12 protein-coding genes are annotated in these 15,828 nt (G+C 62.1%); 2 read left to right on the top strand and 10 right to left on the bottom strand.

The features are described from left to right. Window positions 1-79 precede the first annotated feature (79 nt). The 5 genes from slmA to ABIE32_RS04025 form a co-directional block, all read right to left on the bottom strand. Window positions 80-760 (bottom strand): nucleoid occlusion factor SlmA, encoded by a 681-nt coding sequence (gene slmA / locus ABIE32_RS04045; protein WP_224153030.1) that lies wholly within the window; start codon window positions 758-760, stop codon window positions 80-82. Between the two features lie 201 nt (window positions 761-961). After that, window positions 962-1,855 (bottom strand): acetylglutamate kinase, encoded by an 894-nt coding sequence (gene argB / locus ABIE32_RS04040; protein ID WP_429014166.1) that lies wholly within the window; start codon window positions 1,853-1,855, stop codon window positions 962-964. A gap of 74 nt (window positions 1,856-1,929) precedes the next feature. After that, on the bottom strand, window positions 1,930-3,030 hold the full coding sequence (locus ABIE32_RS04035) for a glycosyltransferase family 4 protein (protein ID WP_224153028.1): 1,101 nt from the start codon (window positions 3,028-3,030) through the stop codon (window positions 1,930-1,932). Next, window positions 3,027-3,812 (bottom strand): glycosyltransferase, encoded by a 786-nt coding sequence (locus ABIE32_RS04030; protein ID WP_429014163.1) that lies wholly within the window; start codon window positions 3,810-3,812, stop codon window positions 3,027-3,029. Before ABIE32_RS04030 ends, ABIE32_RS04035 begins: the two co-directional genes overlap by 4 nt. Before the next feature lie 49 nt (window positions 3,813-3,861). After that, on the bottom strand, window positions 3,862-4,755 hold the full coding sequence (locus tag ABIE32_RS04025) for a glycosyltransferase family 2 protein (protein ID WP_429014161.1): 894 nt from the start codon (window positions 4,753-4,755) through the stop codon (window positions 3,862-3,864). 90 nt (window positions 4,756-4,845) lie between these two features. Here ABIE32_RS04025 and ABIE32_RS04020 point away from each other — a divergent pair, with 90 nt between their 5' ends. After that, window positions 4,846-8,556 carry a methyltransferase domain-containing protein gene (locus ABIE32_RS04020; RefSeq protein WP_429014159.1) on the top strand — a complete coding sequence of 1,237 codons (3,711 nt, stop codon included), beginning with the start codon at window positions 4,846-4,848 and terminating at the stop codon, window positions 8,554-8,556. Between the two features lie 70 nt (window positions 8,557-8,626). Further along, window positions 8,627-10,639, top strand: coding sequence for a glycosyltransferase family 2 protein (locus tag ABIE32_RS04015; protein WP_429014157.1), 2,013 nt, complete (start codon window positions 8,627-8,629; stop codon window positions 10,637-10,639). 81 nt (window positions 10,640-10,720) lie between these two features. Here the strand turns inward: ABIE32_RS04015 and ABIE32_RS04010 are convergent, their stop codons facing one another. From ABIE32_RS04010 to ABIE32_RS03990, 5 genes are all read right to left on the bottom strand, one after another. Next, the gene (locus ABIE32_RS04010) at window positions 10,721-11,587 is read right to left on the bottom strand and encodes a class I SAM-dependent methyltransferase (protein WP_429014276.1); all 867 of its coding nucleotides are present in this window, start codon (window positions 11,585-11,587) and stop codon (window positions 10,721-10,723) included. 14 nt (window positions 11,588-11,601) lie between these two features. Beyond that, complete coding sequence (locus tag ABIE32_RS04005) at window positions 11,602-12,498, bottom strand: class I SAM-dependent methyltransferase (RefSeq protein ID WP_429014155.1); 897 nt, start codon at window positions 12,496-12,498, stop codon at window positions 11,602-11,604. A 66-nt stretch (window positions 12,499-12,564) separates the two neighbouring features. Continuing rightward, window positions 12,565-13,893, bottom strand: coding sequence for an ABC transporter ATP-binding protein (locus ABIE32_RS04000; RefSeq protein ID WP_429014152.1), 1,329 nt, complete (start codon window positions 13,891-13,893; stop codon window positions 12,565-12,567). Beyond that, a complete protein-coding gene (locus tag ABIE32_RS03995) occupies window positions 13,890-14,690 on the bottom strand; it encodes an ABC transporter permease (protein WP_429014149.1) in 801 nt (266 codons plus the stop codon). The genes ABIE32_RS04000 and ABIE32_RS03995 overlap by 4 nt, the downstream gene beginning before the upstream one ends. 114 nt (window positions 14,691-14,804) lie before the next feature. After that, a complete protein-coding gene (locus ABIE32_RS03990) occupies window positions 14,805-15,704 on the bottom strand; it encodes a peptidylprolyl isomerase (protein WP_429014147.1) in 900 nt (299 codons plus the stop codon). Between the last annotated feature and the right edge of the window lie 124 nt (window positions 15,705-15,828).

The raw sequence follows: 15,828 nt of genomic DNA, 5'->3' as shown, positions 1-15,828 counted from the left end.
CAATAAAAAAAGCTGCCAGCGCTTTTTCATCAAGCGCTGGCAGCTATGTTTTTTGAAGCAACCCGTTGAACGGGCCCGGTCAATGTGCCATCAGTCCCAGGCAGGCATCGAGCTGCTCGGTGGGCAGCTTGCGGAAATCCGACCGCGCAAAGCGCTGCAGGCGGCCGATCAGGAAAGACATATGGACGCTGGCGCGCACGTTCGCATCCACGGTAGGCGTGGCCGAGCCATCTGCCCCCGGCACGGTACGCAGGCACTGGCGCAAGGTGGTTTCGATGCGCTCAAAAAACTGCTGCATGCGCTGCTGCAGGCGTGGGTGCTCGGATTGGAGGGCATCACCCATCATCACCCGCACCATGCCTGGGTTGCGCTCGCCGAACTGCAGCACCATGGCCACCACGCGCTGCGCCTGGGCTACGCCCTGCTCTACGGTTTTCGCCGGGTCGGGCACATCACGGCCTGTGATCTGCACCGCCAGGGTGAATACGGACTGTTCGATGAAATCGATCAACCCTTCGTACATCTGCGCCTTGCTGGCAAAGTGGCGATAGAGCGCCGCTTCGCTGATCGACATCTGCGCCGCCAGGGCCGCCGTGGTGATGCGGTCAGCGCCCGGCTGCTCCAGCATGGCAGCCAGGGTTTGCAGAATCTGGATCCGGCGCTCTCCGGGTTTTGGGCGTTTACGGGTAGGTGCCGGTGCAGCAGCGTCTACCGGCGCATCAATGACGTCGGCGGCGAATGAAGATTCTTGATCGGACATGCGTTGTTTGAGGCGTGTGCCCGGCGTAGTCTCCCAACATCGCCAGGCTATTTTTCTAGGCAGCAATCATGCTTTTGTGCTCTCGGAGACTGATGTTTCAGCCTGTGGAGCCTGTAACATCTTACTGCAGAAAATCTGCAAAATCATGGCTCAAACCGGGCTTATCACTGGATAAACCCATGAATTACGCAATCAAATGTATCAATAACTACGAATCATTGTGCCGTAAGCCGTGTCGGTCAGAATCTCCAGCAGCATGGCGTGGGGGACGCGACCGTCCACAATGTGCACGGCGTTCACTCCACTCTTGGCCGCGTCGATGGCGCCCGCCAGCTTGGGCAGCATACCACCCGAAATCGTGCCATCTGTGATCAGATCGTCGATCTGGCGCGAGGTCAATTCGGTGAGCAACTGGCCTTGCTTGTCCAGAACACCGGGAATGTTCGTCAGCAGCATCAGTTTTTCGGCCTGCAGCACCGTGGCCAGCTTGCTGGCCACCACATCGGCGTTGATGTTGTAGCTTTCATTGCTTTCGCCAAAGCCGATGGGGCTGACCACCGGAATGAATGCATCATCCTGCAGCGCCTTGACCACACTCGGGTCGATCTGGAGGATATCACCGACCTGGCCCACATCGTGCTCGACCGATGGGTCCTTGTTGTCCTTGAGCTTGAGTTTCTGCGCGCGGATCAGGCCTCCGTCGCGCCCGGTCAGGCCCACCGCCTTGCCGCCTGCCTGGTTGATCAGGCCTACGATGTCCTGCTGCACCTCGCCAGCCAGCACCCATTCCACCACTTCCATGGTTTCGGCATCGGTCACGCGCATGCCTTGCACGAAGCGGCCTTCCTTGCCCAGGCGCTTCAAGGCGTTTTCAATCTGCGGACCGCCACCGTGCACCACCACGGGGTTGATGCCCACGAGCTTGAGCAGCACCACGTCTTCGGCAAAGTCGGCCTGCAGCTCAGGGTCCGTCATGGCATTGCCGCCGTACTTGATGACCATGGTCTTGCCATGGAACTTGCGAATGTACGGCAGCGCCTGCGCCAGGATTTCTGCCTTGTCGCGTGGAGCAATGGAAAGAGGTTGGGTCGTCATGGATGCAGGCCTTTACAGCAGGACGGGAAGGTTCAAAACGCGCATTGTGCCCCAATCTGCGCCATGGCCGTCAATTAGCGAATCCAGCCCGGCAGCTTGAAGCGAACAATCACCAGGTACGCGGCCACATAAGAGACACAGAACAGCGCACAGAACGCGATCAGCACATAGGTGTTGCGCCAGAACAGCACGGCAGGCACCACTGTCAGCAAGGTGAAGGCCCAGAGGTAGGGCGCGGTGCGATTGTTGCGGCGCAGCATCTGACGGGCAGCATTCTCGTCCAGCACGCTGCGCACAATGCGGCGATAGATCAACTGGTGCAGGTGCAGGGCATCTGCCATGCCCGGCGAATCACCCCGCGCCAGCTTGCGATAAATGGAGAACATGGTCTCCCACACCGGATAGATGAGCAGCAGCATCGGAAACCAGGGCGAGACGATGGGGTGGCGCTGCACCAAGGTGATGCTGCAGAACGCGATCACGATGCCCCAGACATAGGCGCCGCCGTCGCCTGCGAACAACTGGCCCATGGGGTAGTTCCAGAACATGAAGCCCAGTGTGGCCGCGGCAGTGATCACCAGAATGGCGGCCAGTTCGCGGTCGCCCAGCTGCAGCGCCACATGGGTGAGCGCCGCACAGATGATGAGCGCCACCATGCCGGCCAAGCCGTTGTAGCCATCGATGATGTTGAAGGCATGGGGCAGACCCGCTATCGCCAGCACCGCCAGCGCCATGCCCAGCCAGGGGGCGGTGCTCAACAAGGCATCGAGCCAGCCCAGGCCCAGGCGCGGCACGGTCATTCCCAGCAGGTAGACGGCCAGCAAGCCGGTGGCCAGGGTCAGCACCAGGCGGTAGCGCACCGTCATGCGCTGGGTCATGTCCTCAGCAATACCGCCCGCCACTGCGGGCAGCATTGCTATGAAAAAGTAGAGCACCCAGGTGTTCCACTGCAGTGCATTGCTGTAGTAGCCCCACCAGTTCTGCACACCTGCCACGCCCACCGTCAACACCATGCTGACAAACATGGCCAGGCCGCCCAGGCGGGGAATGTGGCCCATGTGAAAGCGCTGGGGCAGGTCTTTGCCATAGCGCCTGGCGTGCCCGCGCATGCGGCGCACGATGAAGCCCGCACCGATCAGCGCGAACAGAAAAGCCACCACTGCCAAGAGAATCATTGTTTCGTCATCGTGAGTGCCGCAGCCGGCAGGCGCCGCAACAAAGGGCGCGAACGCCAGAACACTGCCGAAGTCCACAACTGCAGCAGGCTGCGAATATGCCACAAAGCATGGCGCATGCGCCGATGGCTGGCCCTCTGGCCTGCATGCTCCACCACGGCGTCTGCACGTGCCAGCGTAAAGCCGGCCAGGCGCAGGCGCAGGCAGAGGTCCACATCCTCGCAGTACATGAAGTAGGCAGGGTTCAGCCCGCCAATCCTCCGCCATGCCTCGGCAGGCAGCATCCACATGGCGCCGTTGACCCATTCCGCCCGTGTTTCCCGCCGGCGCAACGTGTAGCGCAGCAGCAGCGACCAAGGCGTGGGTACCTCGCGCTCGCTGTCCTGCACGGCACCTGTTTCGTCCAGCTGCGTGGGATAGGCCAGGCCGACGCCAGGGCGGCGCGCCGCCTCAACAAGGGCGGGGAAAGGGTTGCCCTTGCGCAGCACCACATCCGGGTTGACGATGCAGACAAAGGGCTCGCTGGCATCTGCCAGGGCCGCATTGTGGTTGGCCGAAAAGCCCAGGGGCGCGGGGTTGTGCCGAATCTCCAGCACAAATGGCCAGCCGCCTTCGGGGATCTGCAACGGTGGCTCCGGCTGGTTCAGCGTCAGCACGACGCGGCTCACGCCAGCGTCGCCCAGGCGGGCCAGATCTTCCAGCAGACGCTGCACCATGTCCCGGTGCCCGTGGCTGACGACGGACAGGACAATGGCGGGGTACGGGTGTGGCGGTGGGAGCATGGCCTTCTATTATCCCCTGCCAACGCAGGGGCCGCGGCCGTGACTGGCCTCAATACAGGCGCAGCGCCAGCAGCACCCGCAAAATCAGGGTGTCCACGGCGCTCATGCGCCAATAGAAGCCCTGAATCGCCACACGAAAGGCGGCCAGCCAGCGCCTGCGCGATTGCAGCAGCATTTGCAATTGGGCACGCTGCCCGTCTTTCAGGCGCGCGCCGTGCGTGCGATCGAACTCCGCCAGCTGGTCCAGCCAGCCCGGTCCGGCCTGGCGCAGGCGGCGCGCAAAGCGCTGCACGCGCGCCCACTGGCCCAGCAGGCCCTGCTGCTGCATTCCAATGGTATTGCGCCCATGCTGACGGTAAAGAATATGGCTTTGCGTATCGAATACCACCGTGCCAAAGGCAGATACGACGAGATAGGCCCACCAGTCATGCGCCAGACAATACCGGGGCAGCGACGAGAGCACCAACTGGCGTGCAGAGGCATTCAGTGCTACGGTGCAGCCTGTGGCGATGTTCTGCACCAGGGCGTTGCCCCAGCCAATCTTGTCAGCCGGATAGTCTGGCGACGGGCCGATCGCCTCCAGCGCCATATCGGTGTACTGGGTGCGTGAGCAGTACAGCGCGGCGCCGGTCTGCGGCGCAAGCAAGGCCACGGCACTGGCGACCTTGCCCGGAAGCCAGACATCGTCCTGGTCGCAAAAGAAATAAAAATCGTAGCCATTGCCTGCAATTTGCAACAACTCATGAAAACTACCGACAAAACCAAGATTGGCGCCCGCAGTCACACGGATGTTGGGGTGTGCCGCTGCATATCGGTGGACAATGGCAAGCGTCGCATCCGACGAGCCATCGTCGCGCACCCAGAGATCGCACGCTGCATGGGTTTGCACCAGCAGTGAATCCAGTTGCGCTGACAGAAACTGCTCGCCATTGAATGTAGACAATAGAATTGCCACTCGATTTTTCTTGTCAGTCATTCATCCCTACCTGCCTGGCAGGCCTACTTCGGCAGAATTTCCAGCCATTTCCTATCCATGACCCGCGAACACCACGTCTACACACGCCACATCGACCCGCAGGAGCGAACCTCGCTGTCTGTGCTGGCCGGCAAAATACGTCCGGGCTCACGTGTGCTCGATCTGGGCTGCGGCCCGGGTGTGCTGGGCCAGCACCTGCACCAGCGTCTGGGCTGCACTGTCGACGGCGTGACCTTCAGCGCAGAAGAGGCTGAGCTGGCCAGGCCCCATTATCGCGATGTCGCTGTGGCGGATTTGGAACAAATCAATCTTGCAGAGGCTTTCCTGCTGCGCCAGTACGACTATATCGTCTGCGCGGACGTTCTGGAGCACCTGCGCCACCCCGAGCAGATTCTGGCCGATTGCCGTGCGTTGCTGGCAGAAGACGGCCAGATTCTGGTCTCGATCCCCAATGCCGGGTACTGCGGCCTGGTGATGGAACTCATGCAGGGCGAGTTGCGCTACCGCGAGGAAGGGCTGCTGGATGCCACGCACCTGCGGTTTTTCACCCGCCAGTCGCTGCTGCGCCTGCTCAATGCCGGGCAATGGTGCGTGGAGTCGCTGGAAACCATCGACCGCCCACTCGATGAATCGGAGTTCGCACGCACCACCGCCGACGGCCTGCCACCGGCAGTCATGCACTACCTGCTCTCGCAGCCCGATGCACTGGCCTACCAGTTTGTCGCCAGCGTACGCCCTGCAGGCGACCCCGCCGCCGCCCAGTCGCATGCACTGCTGGCCATTGGCAACCAGAACAACGCAGCGCAAGCGAGCTTTACCACCAACCTGTACTGGGCCGATGCGGATGGCTACAGCGAAGACCGCAAGCTCATTCAAAAGGGCCATATCGGCAAGCTGCAGCAAAGCATTCGCTTCACGCTGCCCCGGTACGACGCGCCCACGCCCACCCTGCGCTGGGATCCGGCAGACCGCCCGGGTTTTCTGCACATCCACGATATCCGCTTGTTCGACGCCAGTGCTGACCTGCGCTGGCGTTGGCTTGGCGCTGGCGACCAGAGCCTCGCCCAGGCCCCGCACAGCGAAATGGTCTGGCAGCCCGCGCCAGCGAGCGCTCCAGGCTCTGCCCTTGCCCTGTTGACTGGCGACGACCCTTACCTGCGCCTGCCGATCCCAGCCGATGTGCTGCGCCAATGCCTGCAAACCGAAGGCGCCGTGCTGGAAGTGACCGTAGGCTGGCCCATGTCTGCCGACTACGCCGTGCTGGCAGACAGCGCGCAGCAGTTGGAAACCCGACTGCGCCACGCCGATACGGAGGTGATTCGCGCCCAGCACGCCGAAGGCAGGGCGCACGAACACATGCGCGAGCTGCAGGCCCATATCCAGGACCAGCGACACAACCTGGAAGCGAGCATCGGGCAGCAGCAGGAGCACATTCAGGCGCAGCAGACCCACATTGGCAACCTGCAGACGCACCTGAACAATATTGAAGGCTCCGAGGCCTATCGCATTGGCCAGAAACTCGCCCGCGCCAAGGCAAGGCTGCGCGGCAGAACGCCGCCTCCGGCAGCCGTCGTGTCCATTCCCGCGGCAGCCGCTCCTGCTGTTCAGGCTGATGAGGTGGTCGCTGGCGACGCAGTGCAAGCCAAGACCGAAGCCGAGACCAAGACAGTCACTGTGGCCAAACCAGTACCGGAATTGGCGCCTGAAGCCCTGCTGCCCGACGCGGCACGCCCTGTTGCGGCAGAGGCCAGCCAGCCAGCCAGCGCTGTGGACATCATCGTTCCCGTCTACCGGGGACTTGCGGACACCCAACGCTGCCTGCAATCGGTGCTGCAGGCAGCCACGCAAACCAATTGCCAGTTGATCGTCATCAACGACGCCAGCCCCGAACCCTCCTTGAGCGAGTGGCTGCGTGCGCTGGCGGCGCAGGACAGCCGCGTCACCCTGCTCGAAAACGACAGCAATCTCGGCTTCGTGGCCACAGTCAACCGAGGCATGGCGCTGCACCCCGACCATGACGTCGTACTGCTCAACAGCGACACCGAGGTGTCCCATGAGTGGCTGGACCGCCTGCGTACCGCAGCCTACAGCCAGCCTGCCATCGGCAGCGTCACGCCACTGTCCAACAACGCCACGATCTGCAGCTACCCCCGTTTCTGCGAGAAGAACGCCCTGCCTGCAGACGCCGACCTGGTGCGCCTCAACCACCTCAGTGCTGCGGCCAATGCAGGCCGCACTGTCGATATTCCGACCGGCGTGGGCTTTTGCATGTACATCCGGCGCGACTGCCTCACGCAGACCGGTCTGTTCGATGTCGAGCACTTCGGCAAGGGCTACGGCGAAGAGAACGATTTCTGCATGCGCGCCCACCATCTGGGCTGGCGCCACCTGCTGGCGCTGGACACCTTCGTCCTGCACACCGGCGGAGTCAGCTTTGGCGAAAGCAAGACGCCCCGCGAGCAGGCCGCTTACCAGACGCTGCTGCAGTTGCATCCCGAATACGACGCGCAGGTGCAGGCGCACCTCAAAGCCAACCCCGCCCAGGCTGCGCGCAATGCCATCGACAAGGCCCGCCTGCGCCAGCACCCGCTGCCCCGCATTCTGATGGTGCTGCACAACGCAGGTGGCGGCACCTTGCGCCATGTGCACGAACTGGCGCACAGCCTGCGCGAGCAGGCCGTCTCGCTGGCCTTGACGCCGCTCGAAGACAACTACATCCGCCTGCAGTGGCTGGATGCCGCCGAGGGCTATGACGAGGAGTTCCACTGGCCCACCCAGTCGCAGGAAGTGGTGGCGCTGCTGCGCGAGCTGGGCGTGCGCCATGTCCACTTCCACCACTTGATGGGGCTCAATCTTGAAATCATGCGCCTGCCGCAGCTGCTGGGCGTTCGCTACGACTTTACCGCCCACGACTACTACGCCATCTGCCCGCAGATCAACCTGATGATGCCTACGCACAACGCACGCTATGCCGCGCTGGGCGTGGCGCAGTGTCCGCAATGCTCGGGCGAGCACCCCGCGCCGACGGGCGAGTACATCGACGCCTGGCGCATGCGCCACCGCCTGTTCCTCAACCAGGCACGCTATGTTCTGGCACCCACCCGCGACGCCGCAGAACGCATGTTGCAGTACTTTCCCGACGCGCCCGTGCGCTACGTCACCCACCACGACATTGCCGACCCGGCCGCGCTGCCCGTGCCACAGGGCAAGCCGCTGGCCGCACACAGCCATCTGCGCGTCTTCATCCTGGGCGGCGTCAGCCTCGCCAAGGGCGGCGATGTGATGGAAGCCGTGGCGCTGGCAGCCGCACGCGCAAACGCGCCGGTGGAGCTGCACCTGCTGGGCTATCCGCACCGCCGCATGCGCACGCAGCCGCAGGCAAGCCTCACCATCCACGGCCCGTACGACGATGCCGACCTGCCCGCGCTGCTGGCGCGCCTGCAGCCCGATGTGGTCTGGTTCCCCGCCCTCTGGCCCGAAACCTACAGCTACACCCTGAGCGCCTGCCTGCAAGCGGGCGTACCGGTGATCGCCCCCGACATCGGCGCCTTCCCCGAGCGCCTGGCCAACCGCCCCTGGACCTGGGTGCAGCCCTGGAGCACTTCGGCCGACGAATGGCTGGCCCTGTTCCAGAGCATCCGCGAACGCCACTTCGTGCAAGGAACGCCGCCATTGCCTGCGCCCGCTGCGCCTGCCGAACTCTTGGGCCCACGCCTGCAGCCCTGGAGCTACCCGCACGATTACCTGACAGGTATTGCAGCCCCTTGATTTTCAATAAAATATGCCTCTGGCGCTGACGTATAAAGCGCCGTTAGCTATAAAATAAAGAGCAATCATCTTGTCTTCTCCACTTTCCACCTTGCGCAGGCTGCCCCACAAGCTGCGCCAACTTGGCCGCAGCCTGTACCTGCTGGCCGCCGATCCACGCCAGTTGGGCAGCAATAGCCGCAAGCTGTGGCGCGCCTGGCGCGCTGGCGGCACGCAGATGCTCAAGCACCAACTGCTGTCGCTGGGCCACCCGGATGCGCCCACCGTCCCCGTGGCACCCACCGACGCCTGGCAGGATTACCAGCAGCGACTGAACGAAGACGTGCTGCCCGTGCTGCGCGCCGAGGTTGCGGCCATGGCGCAGCCGGTCACCATCTCCATCCTGGTGCCCACCTACAACACCGATCCCGCCATGCTGACTGCGATGGTGGAATCGGTGCGCAGCCAGATCTACCCGCACTGGGAGCTGTGCATTGCCGATGACGCATCGCCCAAGCCGCATGTGCGCCAGATGCTGCAGGAGCTGGCCACGCAGGAGCCGCGCATCAAGCTGCACCTGGGAGAGACCAACCGCGGCGTCTCGCACGCCACCAACCAGGCGCTGGCGCTGGCCAGCTCGCCATTCGTCGTGCTGCTCGACCATGACGACCTGCTCCAGCCCCAGGCCATCTACCGGGTGGCGCAGTGCGTGCTGGCAGACGATCCGGACATGCTGTATTCGGACGAAGTACTGGTCAGCCCCGATGGCAGCCAGGTGCTGCAGTACTTTCACCGCCCGGCCTTTTCGCCCGAATACCTGCGCAGCCACCCCTATATCGTGCACATGGTGGGCTTTCGTACCGCCTTGCTGCGCCAGTTGGGCGGCTTTGACGAAGCCCTGACGATTTCGCAGGATTATGATCTGATCCTGCGCGTGAGCGAAGCCGCCAGCCGCATCGCCCACATCCCCGAAATCCTGTACCAGTGGCGCACCCACACCGGGTCTGCCGGGCATGAAAAGATGGCGCAGGTGATGACCACCTCCACCGCCGTGCTGCAGCGCCACCTGGACCGCACCGGCCAGCAGGCTACCTCGGTTCCCGGCGTGTCGTTCAATTTCTTCGAAACCCGCCACCGGATTGCTGCAGACCAGCGCGTTGCCATCATCATTCCCACCAAGAACTACGGCCATCTGGTGCGCCAGTGCGTGGACAGCATCCGCACCACCGTCAAGCAGGCGCAGTATGACCTGATCGTCATCGATCACGAATCGACCGACGCGGCCAGCCTTGACTACTTTGCACAGCTCGCCCAGGACGGCACGGCCACGGTGCTGCGCTACAAAGGGTCGTTCAACTTCTCGGCGATCAACAACTGGGCGGTGCACCAGCTCACGCGCAGCTATACGCACTACCTGTTTTGCAACAACGATATCGAAGCCCTGCATGAAGGCTGGCTGGAGCAGATGCTGTCCCAGTGCCAGGATCCGAGCGTAGGCATGGTGGGCGCCCAGCTTCTCTACCCCGACCGCACTTCCATCCAGCACGCAGGCGTCTGCGTGGGCGCTTTCGGCATTGCCGAGCACTACGGCAAGTTCCTCAAGCTGCCGCCGGACCGCGTGGACATCGCCTTCATGGGCCGCCTGGTCTGCACGCACGAGGTCTCGGCCGTTACCGCAGCCTGCCTGCTGATGCGCAAGGAAGCCTTCGATGCCATTGACGGCTACGATGAAAAGCTGGCAGTGGGCTTTGGCGACGTGGACCTGTGCCTGCGCACCCTGCAGCTGGGCTGGCGCGTGCTCTACTGCCCGCAGGCCACGCTGATCCACCATGAATCCATCACCCGTGGCAAGGCCGAGGGCTACGATCCCCACCCCGAGGACTCGGCCCTGTTCGCCAGCCGCTGGCGCGATTTTCTCGATGCGGGCGACCCCTACCACCATCCCGCGTTCGAGGTGCGCCATACCTGCTGGCTGGTACGCACACCCATGCGCTGCGAGCCATCGATCAACCGCCGCCTCTTCAACCGCAGCGGCCTGGGCCAGCGCATGCAGCATCTGGGCTACAGCTTGAGCGAATCAACATCCACCGCTGAAGCGACCTGAAAATCGTTGATCTGAATAGAAATCGGCGCTTATCCATACGGAGTAAGCGCCGATAGCTATCAAAATCACTGAAAAACTGGCTCAAACGGGCCTTTGCAGCAGCAGGAAGATTTCGTTGTTGGTCAGAACTTCGCGCGGGTAGTGCTGCAGCAGCGCCTCCGGCACCGGAGCTGGCTCATAGTGGCGGCGCTCCTCACGCGCCACGCCAAAACCGGCATCCACCGCAATCGCCACCAGCTCATCGGCCGTCAGGCGGTTGAGCTCCTGGTATTCCTTGAACACGAAGCGCTTGTAGCCGGCCGGGCCAAAATCGGCAAAACCAAAATCAACTTCATCCGGGCTGAGCTGGCCGTCATAGGCGTCAATCACCTGCCACAGCACCTCTTCATCCACCTGCAGGTGGTGCCAGGGGATTTCGTCATAGCGGCGCAGGTGCGAGCCATAGGCCGAGTAAAACAGCGGCTCGATCTGCAGGAAGAAGTAGCCGCCGGGCTTGAGGCAGGCACGCAGATCCTTCAGGATGGGCAGCAGCTGGTCGCGCTGCACGTGCTCGAATGTGGACCAGCTCATGATGCCGTCGTACAGGGGCGCCTGCCCGGCCAGCGGCGCGCCAGGCGCGATGGTCTGAAAGCTCAGTGCCTTGGGGATGGCTTGCATGCCCAACTGCTCATGCGCAATGCGCGGCAGCTTGGTGTATTCCTGCCTCACATCAATGCCATGAATGGCATCGGCACCGTGCCGAAGCACCAGCGCGAGATCGGTGATACCGTCTCCGCAGCCAAACTGCAGCAGCCGAGAAGTTCTCAGATCCAGCACGCCCCCCAGCCACTGCTGCACCACATCGGCCGCATAGTGGAAGTGGGAACGAAACCATTCATCGGTGATGAGGCCATCGTTGTAGGCAGGCAGGCCAAACCGCCGCTCGTGCAGCTGGGCCAGCCGGCGCATGCGGCTTCCGCGGTTCATAGCGGTTTGCGCAGCACGTACACGTCCTGGTGGTTCCAGAACTGCACGGGTGCGAAGTATTCGAGCTTGTCGGCGCCCACGGTCTCTGCAATGCGGGCGCGCACAAAGGCCTCGGTCGTGAAGGCGGTGCCGTATTCGTTGGCATCGATCGCATGCGATTCGCTGGACGGTGCAAAGAAAAAGCCCTCGTCATCGAGAGGCACGCGGTCAAAATTGGCGGCCTTGATGCCGTGGGTGCTGAACACCAGCACGCCGCCGGGGGCGACGACCTCGTACAAGGCCTTCAGCCAGCGCGCCCAGGTGCTGCGTGGCAGATGGCTGAACAGCGAGAGGACGAACACCGTGTCGTAGCTGCGCGGAGCCGCGAGGTCTTCGGGAACGCTGGCAGACAGAAAGCCGTCTACGCCAAAGGTGCGGGTTGCAAACTCCACGGCATCCGGCACCACATCAGATACCGTCACCTTGTCGGCCCCCAGCAGCTTGACCAGGTGGCGGGTAAAACGGCCGTGGCCACTCGCAAACTCCAGAAAGTGCTGGCTTTGCACCAGGGGTTGGCCCACACGCTCCATCACGGTCATCAGCTCGGCCAGGGTGCGCCAACCGTCGGCAAAGTAATCGCGCAGCGGGTTGATGCTGCTCGGGTGTCCGGCAAAGAAGCCGAAGATATCGTCCGAACCCGAAATGGTGCAGTCCAGGCCCGTCATGTTGCGGAACGAGCCGCTCAGACCATGCTGCTCGATCAGCGCATGCGCTGCAAGCATGGTGTCATTTTCGGCCCGCGCGCTCAGCAGCAGAGGCGAAGCCGCTACGGGATCGCCAGCCGCCAGCAATTGCCGGGCTTGCTCCAGCAGGTGCTGCCCGGTGCTGGCAGAGGGGGATGTGGTGGTCGTCATATCTATGATTTTTATAGCATCAGGCGCATGCTGGGTGGATGCCAGTGGCCATTCTTATCTGAAGCATCAGCGCCATTCGTGCGGCAATCGTACCAGTCCGGGAAGCGGCTTGGGGTAGATGAAGCGAAACACCGTGTACTGGAACCATTGGTCATACACGGCGAGACCAGACCCGTCGAACAGGAACGCGCTCACCACATAGTCGCCACTGTGCAGCGGCAGATCGGGGAAGGTGAGGACCGATTGCCAGGTGCCATCAGGCTGCAGCACCGGCAGCGCGCCGTCTTCATGGGTAGCCAGGCAGGCAATGCCCACGCCCTTGTTCTGCTCGATCATGAACCCGATGTGGGGACACTCCGCCCCGTTGCCACGCGCACGGATGGTGACAACCAGGTCATTGCCCTGCAGCACCGGAGGCTGATCGCCGCTCAGGTTGGCGATCTCGACGGACAAGAGGCAGGCATTGCCTGTTTCTTCTGCCTGCGGTGCATTGGGCCGCCGAACGACGTAAGGCTCTGCCTCCTTGACGGAGCCCTCGGGGATGGCCGTATCCGCCAGCTCGGCAGTCTGGTCCATGGGCGGCAAGCCAAGATCTGCAACGCCTGCGGGCGCATCGTCACCCCATTGCAGCCGGTCCTTTTCTTCCTTTAGCTGTCGGGTGCGCACATCGTAGGCAGCAAGTGCCGCCTCGGTTTCTCCGAACATCTGCACCTGGCCCTTTTCCAGCCACAGGGCAGCATCGCACAGATGGCGGATATGGTAGGGGCTGTGGGAACAGAACAGGATCGTGCATCCCTTCTTGCGGAAGTCGAGAATCCGCTCGATGCACTTTTTCTGAAAGCTCTGGTCACCCACGGCCAGCGCCTCGTCGACAATCAGCACATCCGGCTGCACGGCGGTCACCAGTGCGAACGCGAGGCGCACATTCATCCCGGAGGAATAGGTCTTCACCGGCCGGTCGATGGCATCGTGCAGCTCGGAGAAAGCGATGATCTCCGGCTCCAGTTGGCGCATCTCTTGCTGATTGATGCCAATCAAGCTGCCGGCAAAGTACAGATTCTCACGCCCGGTGAAATCGCCATGAAACCCCGCACCCAGCTCCAGAATCGCGGTAATCCGCCCTGTGCGCTCAATGGTGCCGGTAGAGGGTTGCATCGTGCCGGCAAGCAGCTTCAGCAGCGAGCTCTTGCCTGCGCCATTGTCGCCAATCACGCCAATGCATTGGCCACGCTGCAAAGTAAAGCTCACATCGCGCAGAGCCCAGTGGCTGCGATGGGTGGCCCGCCCCGTCAGCAATGCCTTCACGCGCTGCCGAGGCGAGTCATAGAGCTTGTATTCCTTGCCCAGGTTCTTGATCACCAGTACAGGCTGGGCTGTCGTCTCTTTTGTTGTCATAACCAATCCACCAGCTGATCCCGGCTTCTGCGCACCAGCAGATTCACGACCACGGCAAGGAGCACGATCCATACCAGCCCGCCCAGCCATACAGGCCAATCCGGCCATTGGCCCTGCAGCAGGATCGACTGGTACCCTTGCACGTATGAAGCCATGGGATTGAGCCACAACAGCCAGCGCCACTGCGCTGGGAACATGGAAACGGGAAACAGAATCGGTGTCAGATAGATGCCTACCGACAGCGCAAAACCCACCACCTGCACGGTATCGCGCAAGGCTGCAGCAAAAATCGCCAGGGCGTAGGCGAGCAGCACCGTCATCAGCAACTGCATTGCCATCAGCGGCAGCAGGGCCAGCACACCCCACTGCATGTGGTGCAGCGGCGTATAGCAAAGCGCGACCAGCAGCATCAATGGCCCGAAGATGATGGAACTGGCCAGCACCGACCGCACAGGAAAGAGAACCGGTGGCAACGGATTCTTCTGCAGCATGGCACCCGCCTCCAGAAGGCTGCCCATTCCACGCGCCACAGCATCGCAAAAGGCCATCCAGGGCAAAGCCCCGACAATCAGGAATGTTCCCACGGCATGGGTTTTGGCTCCATCGCCAAGACGCATGGAGAACACGATGTCAAATACCAGGTAATAGGCAGCCACCGACAGCAGCGGCTGCAGATAGGGCCACAGAACCCCAAGAGCTGTTCCCGCGTGGCGGGCCGCAACCTCTCGCCGCGTCATCACACCAATCAACTGGCGGCTGGCGACCAACTCACGAATATTCTGCAAAAGCGAACGCATATGGTTTCCAAGGCCCTTCCGTGTGGCCGGAGCCGGTATACAAAAAAGGAGAAGGCCAAGCCCTCTCCTTCTCACTGGGATCGAAATCCGTACCGGCTCAGCGAAGAGCGCAGCTTATTTCTTGTTGGCAAAACGGGCAGAAAATGCCTCCATGTTGGCCTTGTCCCAAGTAGCGGCCTTCAGCACTTTTTCCACCTCGGCCTGGCGCGCGGTCTGCAGGGACTGCTGCACATACTGCTTCTCCAGATCCGGGCGCACTTCGTCAAAGGACATGGTGCGAGCGGGCTTCTTCTCGAACAGCTTGATGATGTGGTAGCCGAACTGACTCTTGATGACCGGGCTCAACTGGTTGGGCTTGTCCAGAGCAAAGGCTGCAGTCTCGAATTCAGGCACCATTCTGCCACGCGAAACCATGCCCAGGTCCCCGCCCTTGACGGCACTTGAAGCATCGGATGAATTGTCCTTGGCCAATTGCGCAAAATCCGCGCCTGCCTGCGCCTCCGCCAGCAGCTTTTCGGCCTTGGCCTTGGCTTCTGCATCGTCATCCTTGTTCATCACCAGAATATGTGCAATATGCACCTGCTCCGGAGCCTTGAAAGTTTCCTTCTTGGCTGCATACGCCGCTTTCGCCTGCGCCTCCGCCAGCTTGGTATCAGGCTTGTGTTCGGCGTTGAACTTTTGCAGATAGGCATCCGACAGCACCTTGTCGGTCGCAATTTTGATCGCGGCGGCGATTTCCGGCTGCTCTGCCAAGCCACTGGAGCGAGCGGTTTCCGCAATCGCTCTGCGCACATACAGCGCCTCCACCATCTGCGCTACGCTTTCAGGCTTGGCCAAAAAGCTGCTTCGCATCTCTTCCGGCATGCGCTTGGCATCATTGAGCACATCGCTTTCATACACCGCAGTGGATGGTCCTTGCAACAATACGGCGTTGCTGCTGCCCTGGGCAACGGCCGCAACACTCATGCCTCCCAATGCCACAACCATACCTACCGACTTCAACCAATTACGCATGAGCCTTGTCCTTCTGCCAAAACTGCAAGGATAGCAAAAAAGTGCCAACCGCCACGGCATTACCCTCATAGCGGCTGGAAACAAAGAGAAAACAAAAAAGGGCAGAGATTGCTCTCTGCCCTTT

The organism is Comamonas sp. 4034, from assembly GCF_050434545.1.
GTDB classification, from domain to species: domain Bacteria; phylum Pseudomonadota; class Gammaproteobacteria; order Burkholderiales; family Burkholderiaceae_C; genus Comamonas; species Comamonas odontotermitis.
Note: the sequence above shows the minus strand (reverse complement) of the source record. Positions and strands in the feature narration are given on the sequence as shown.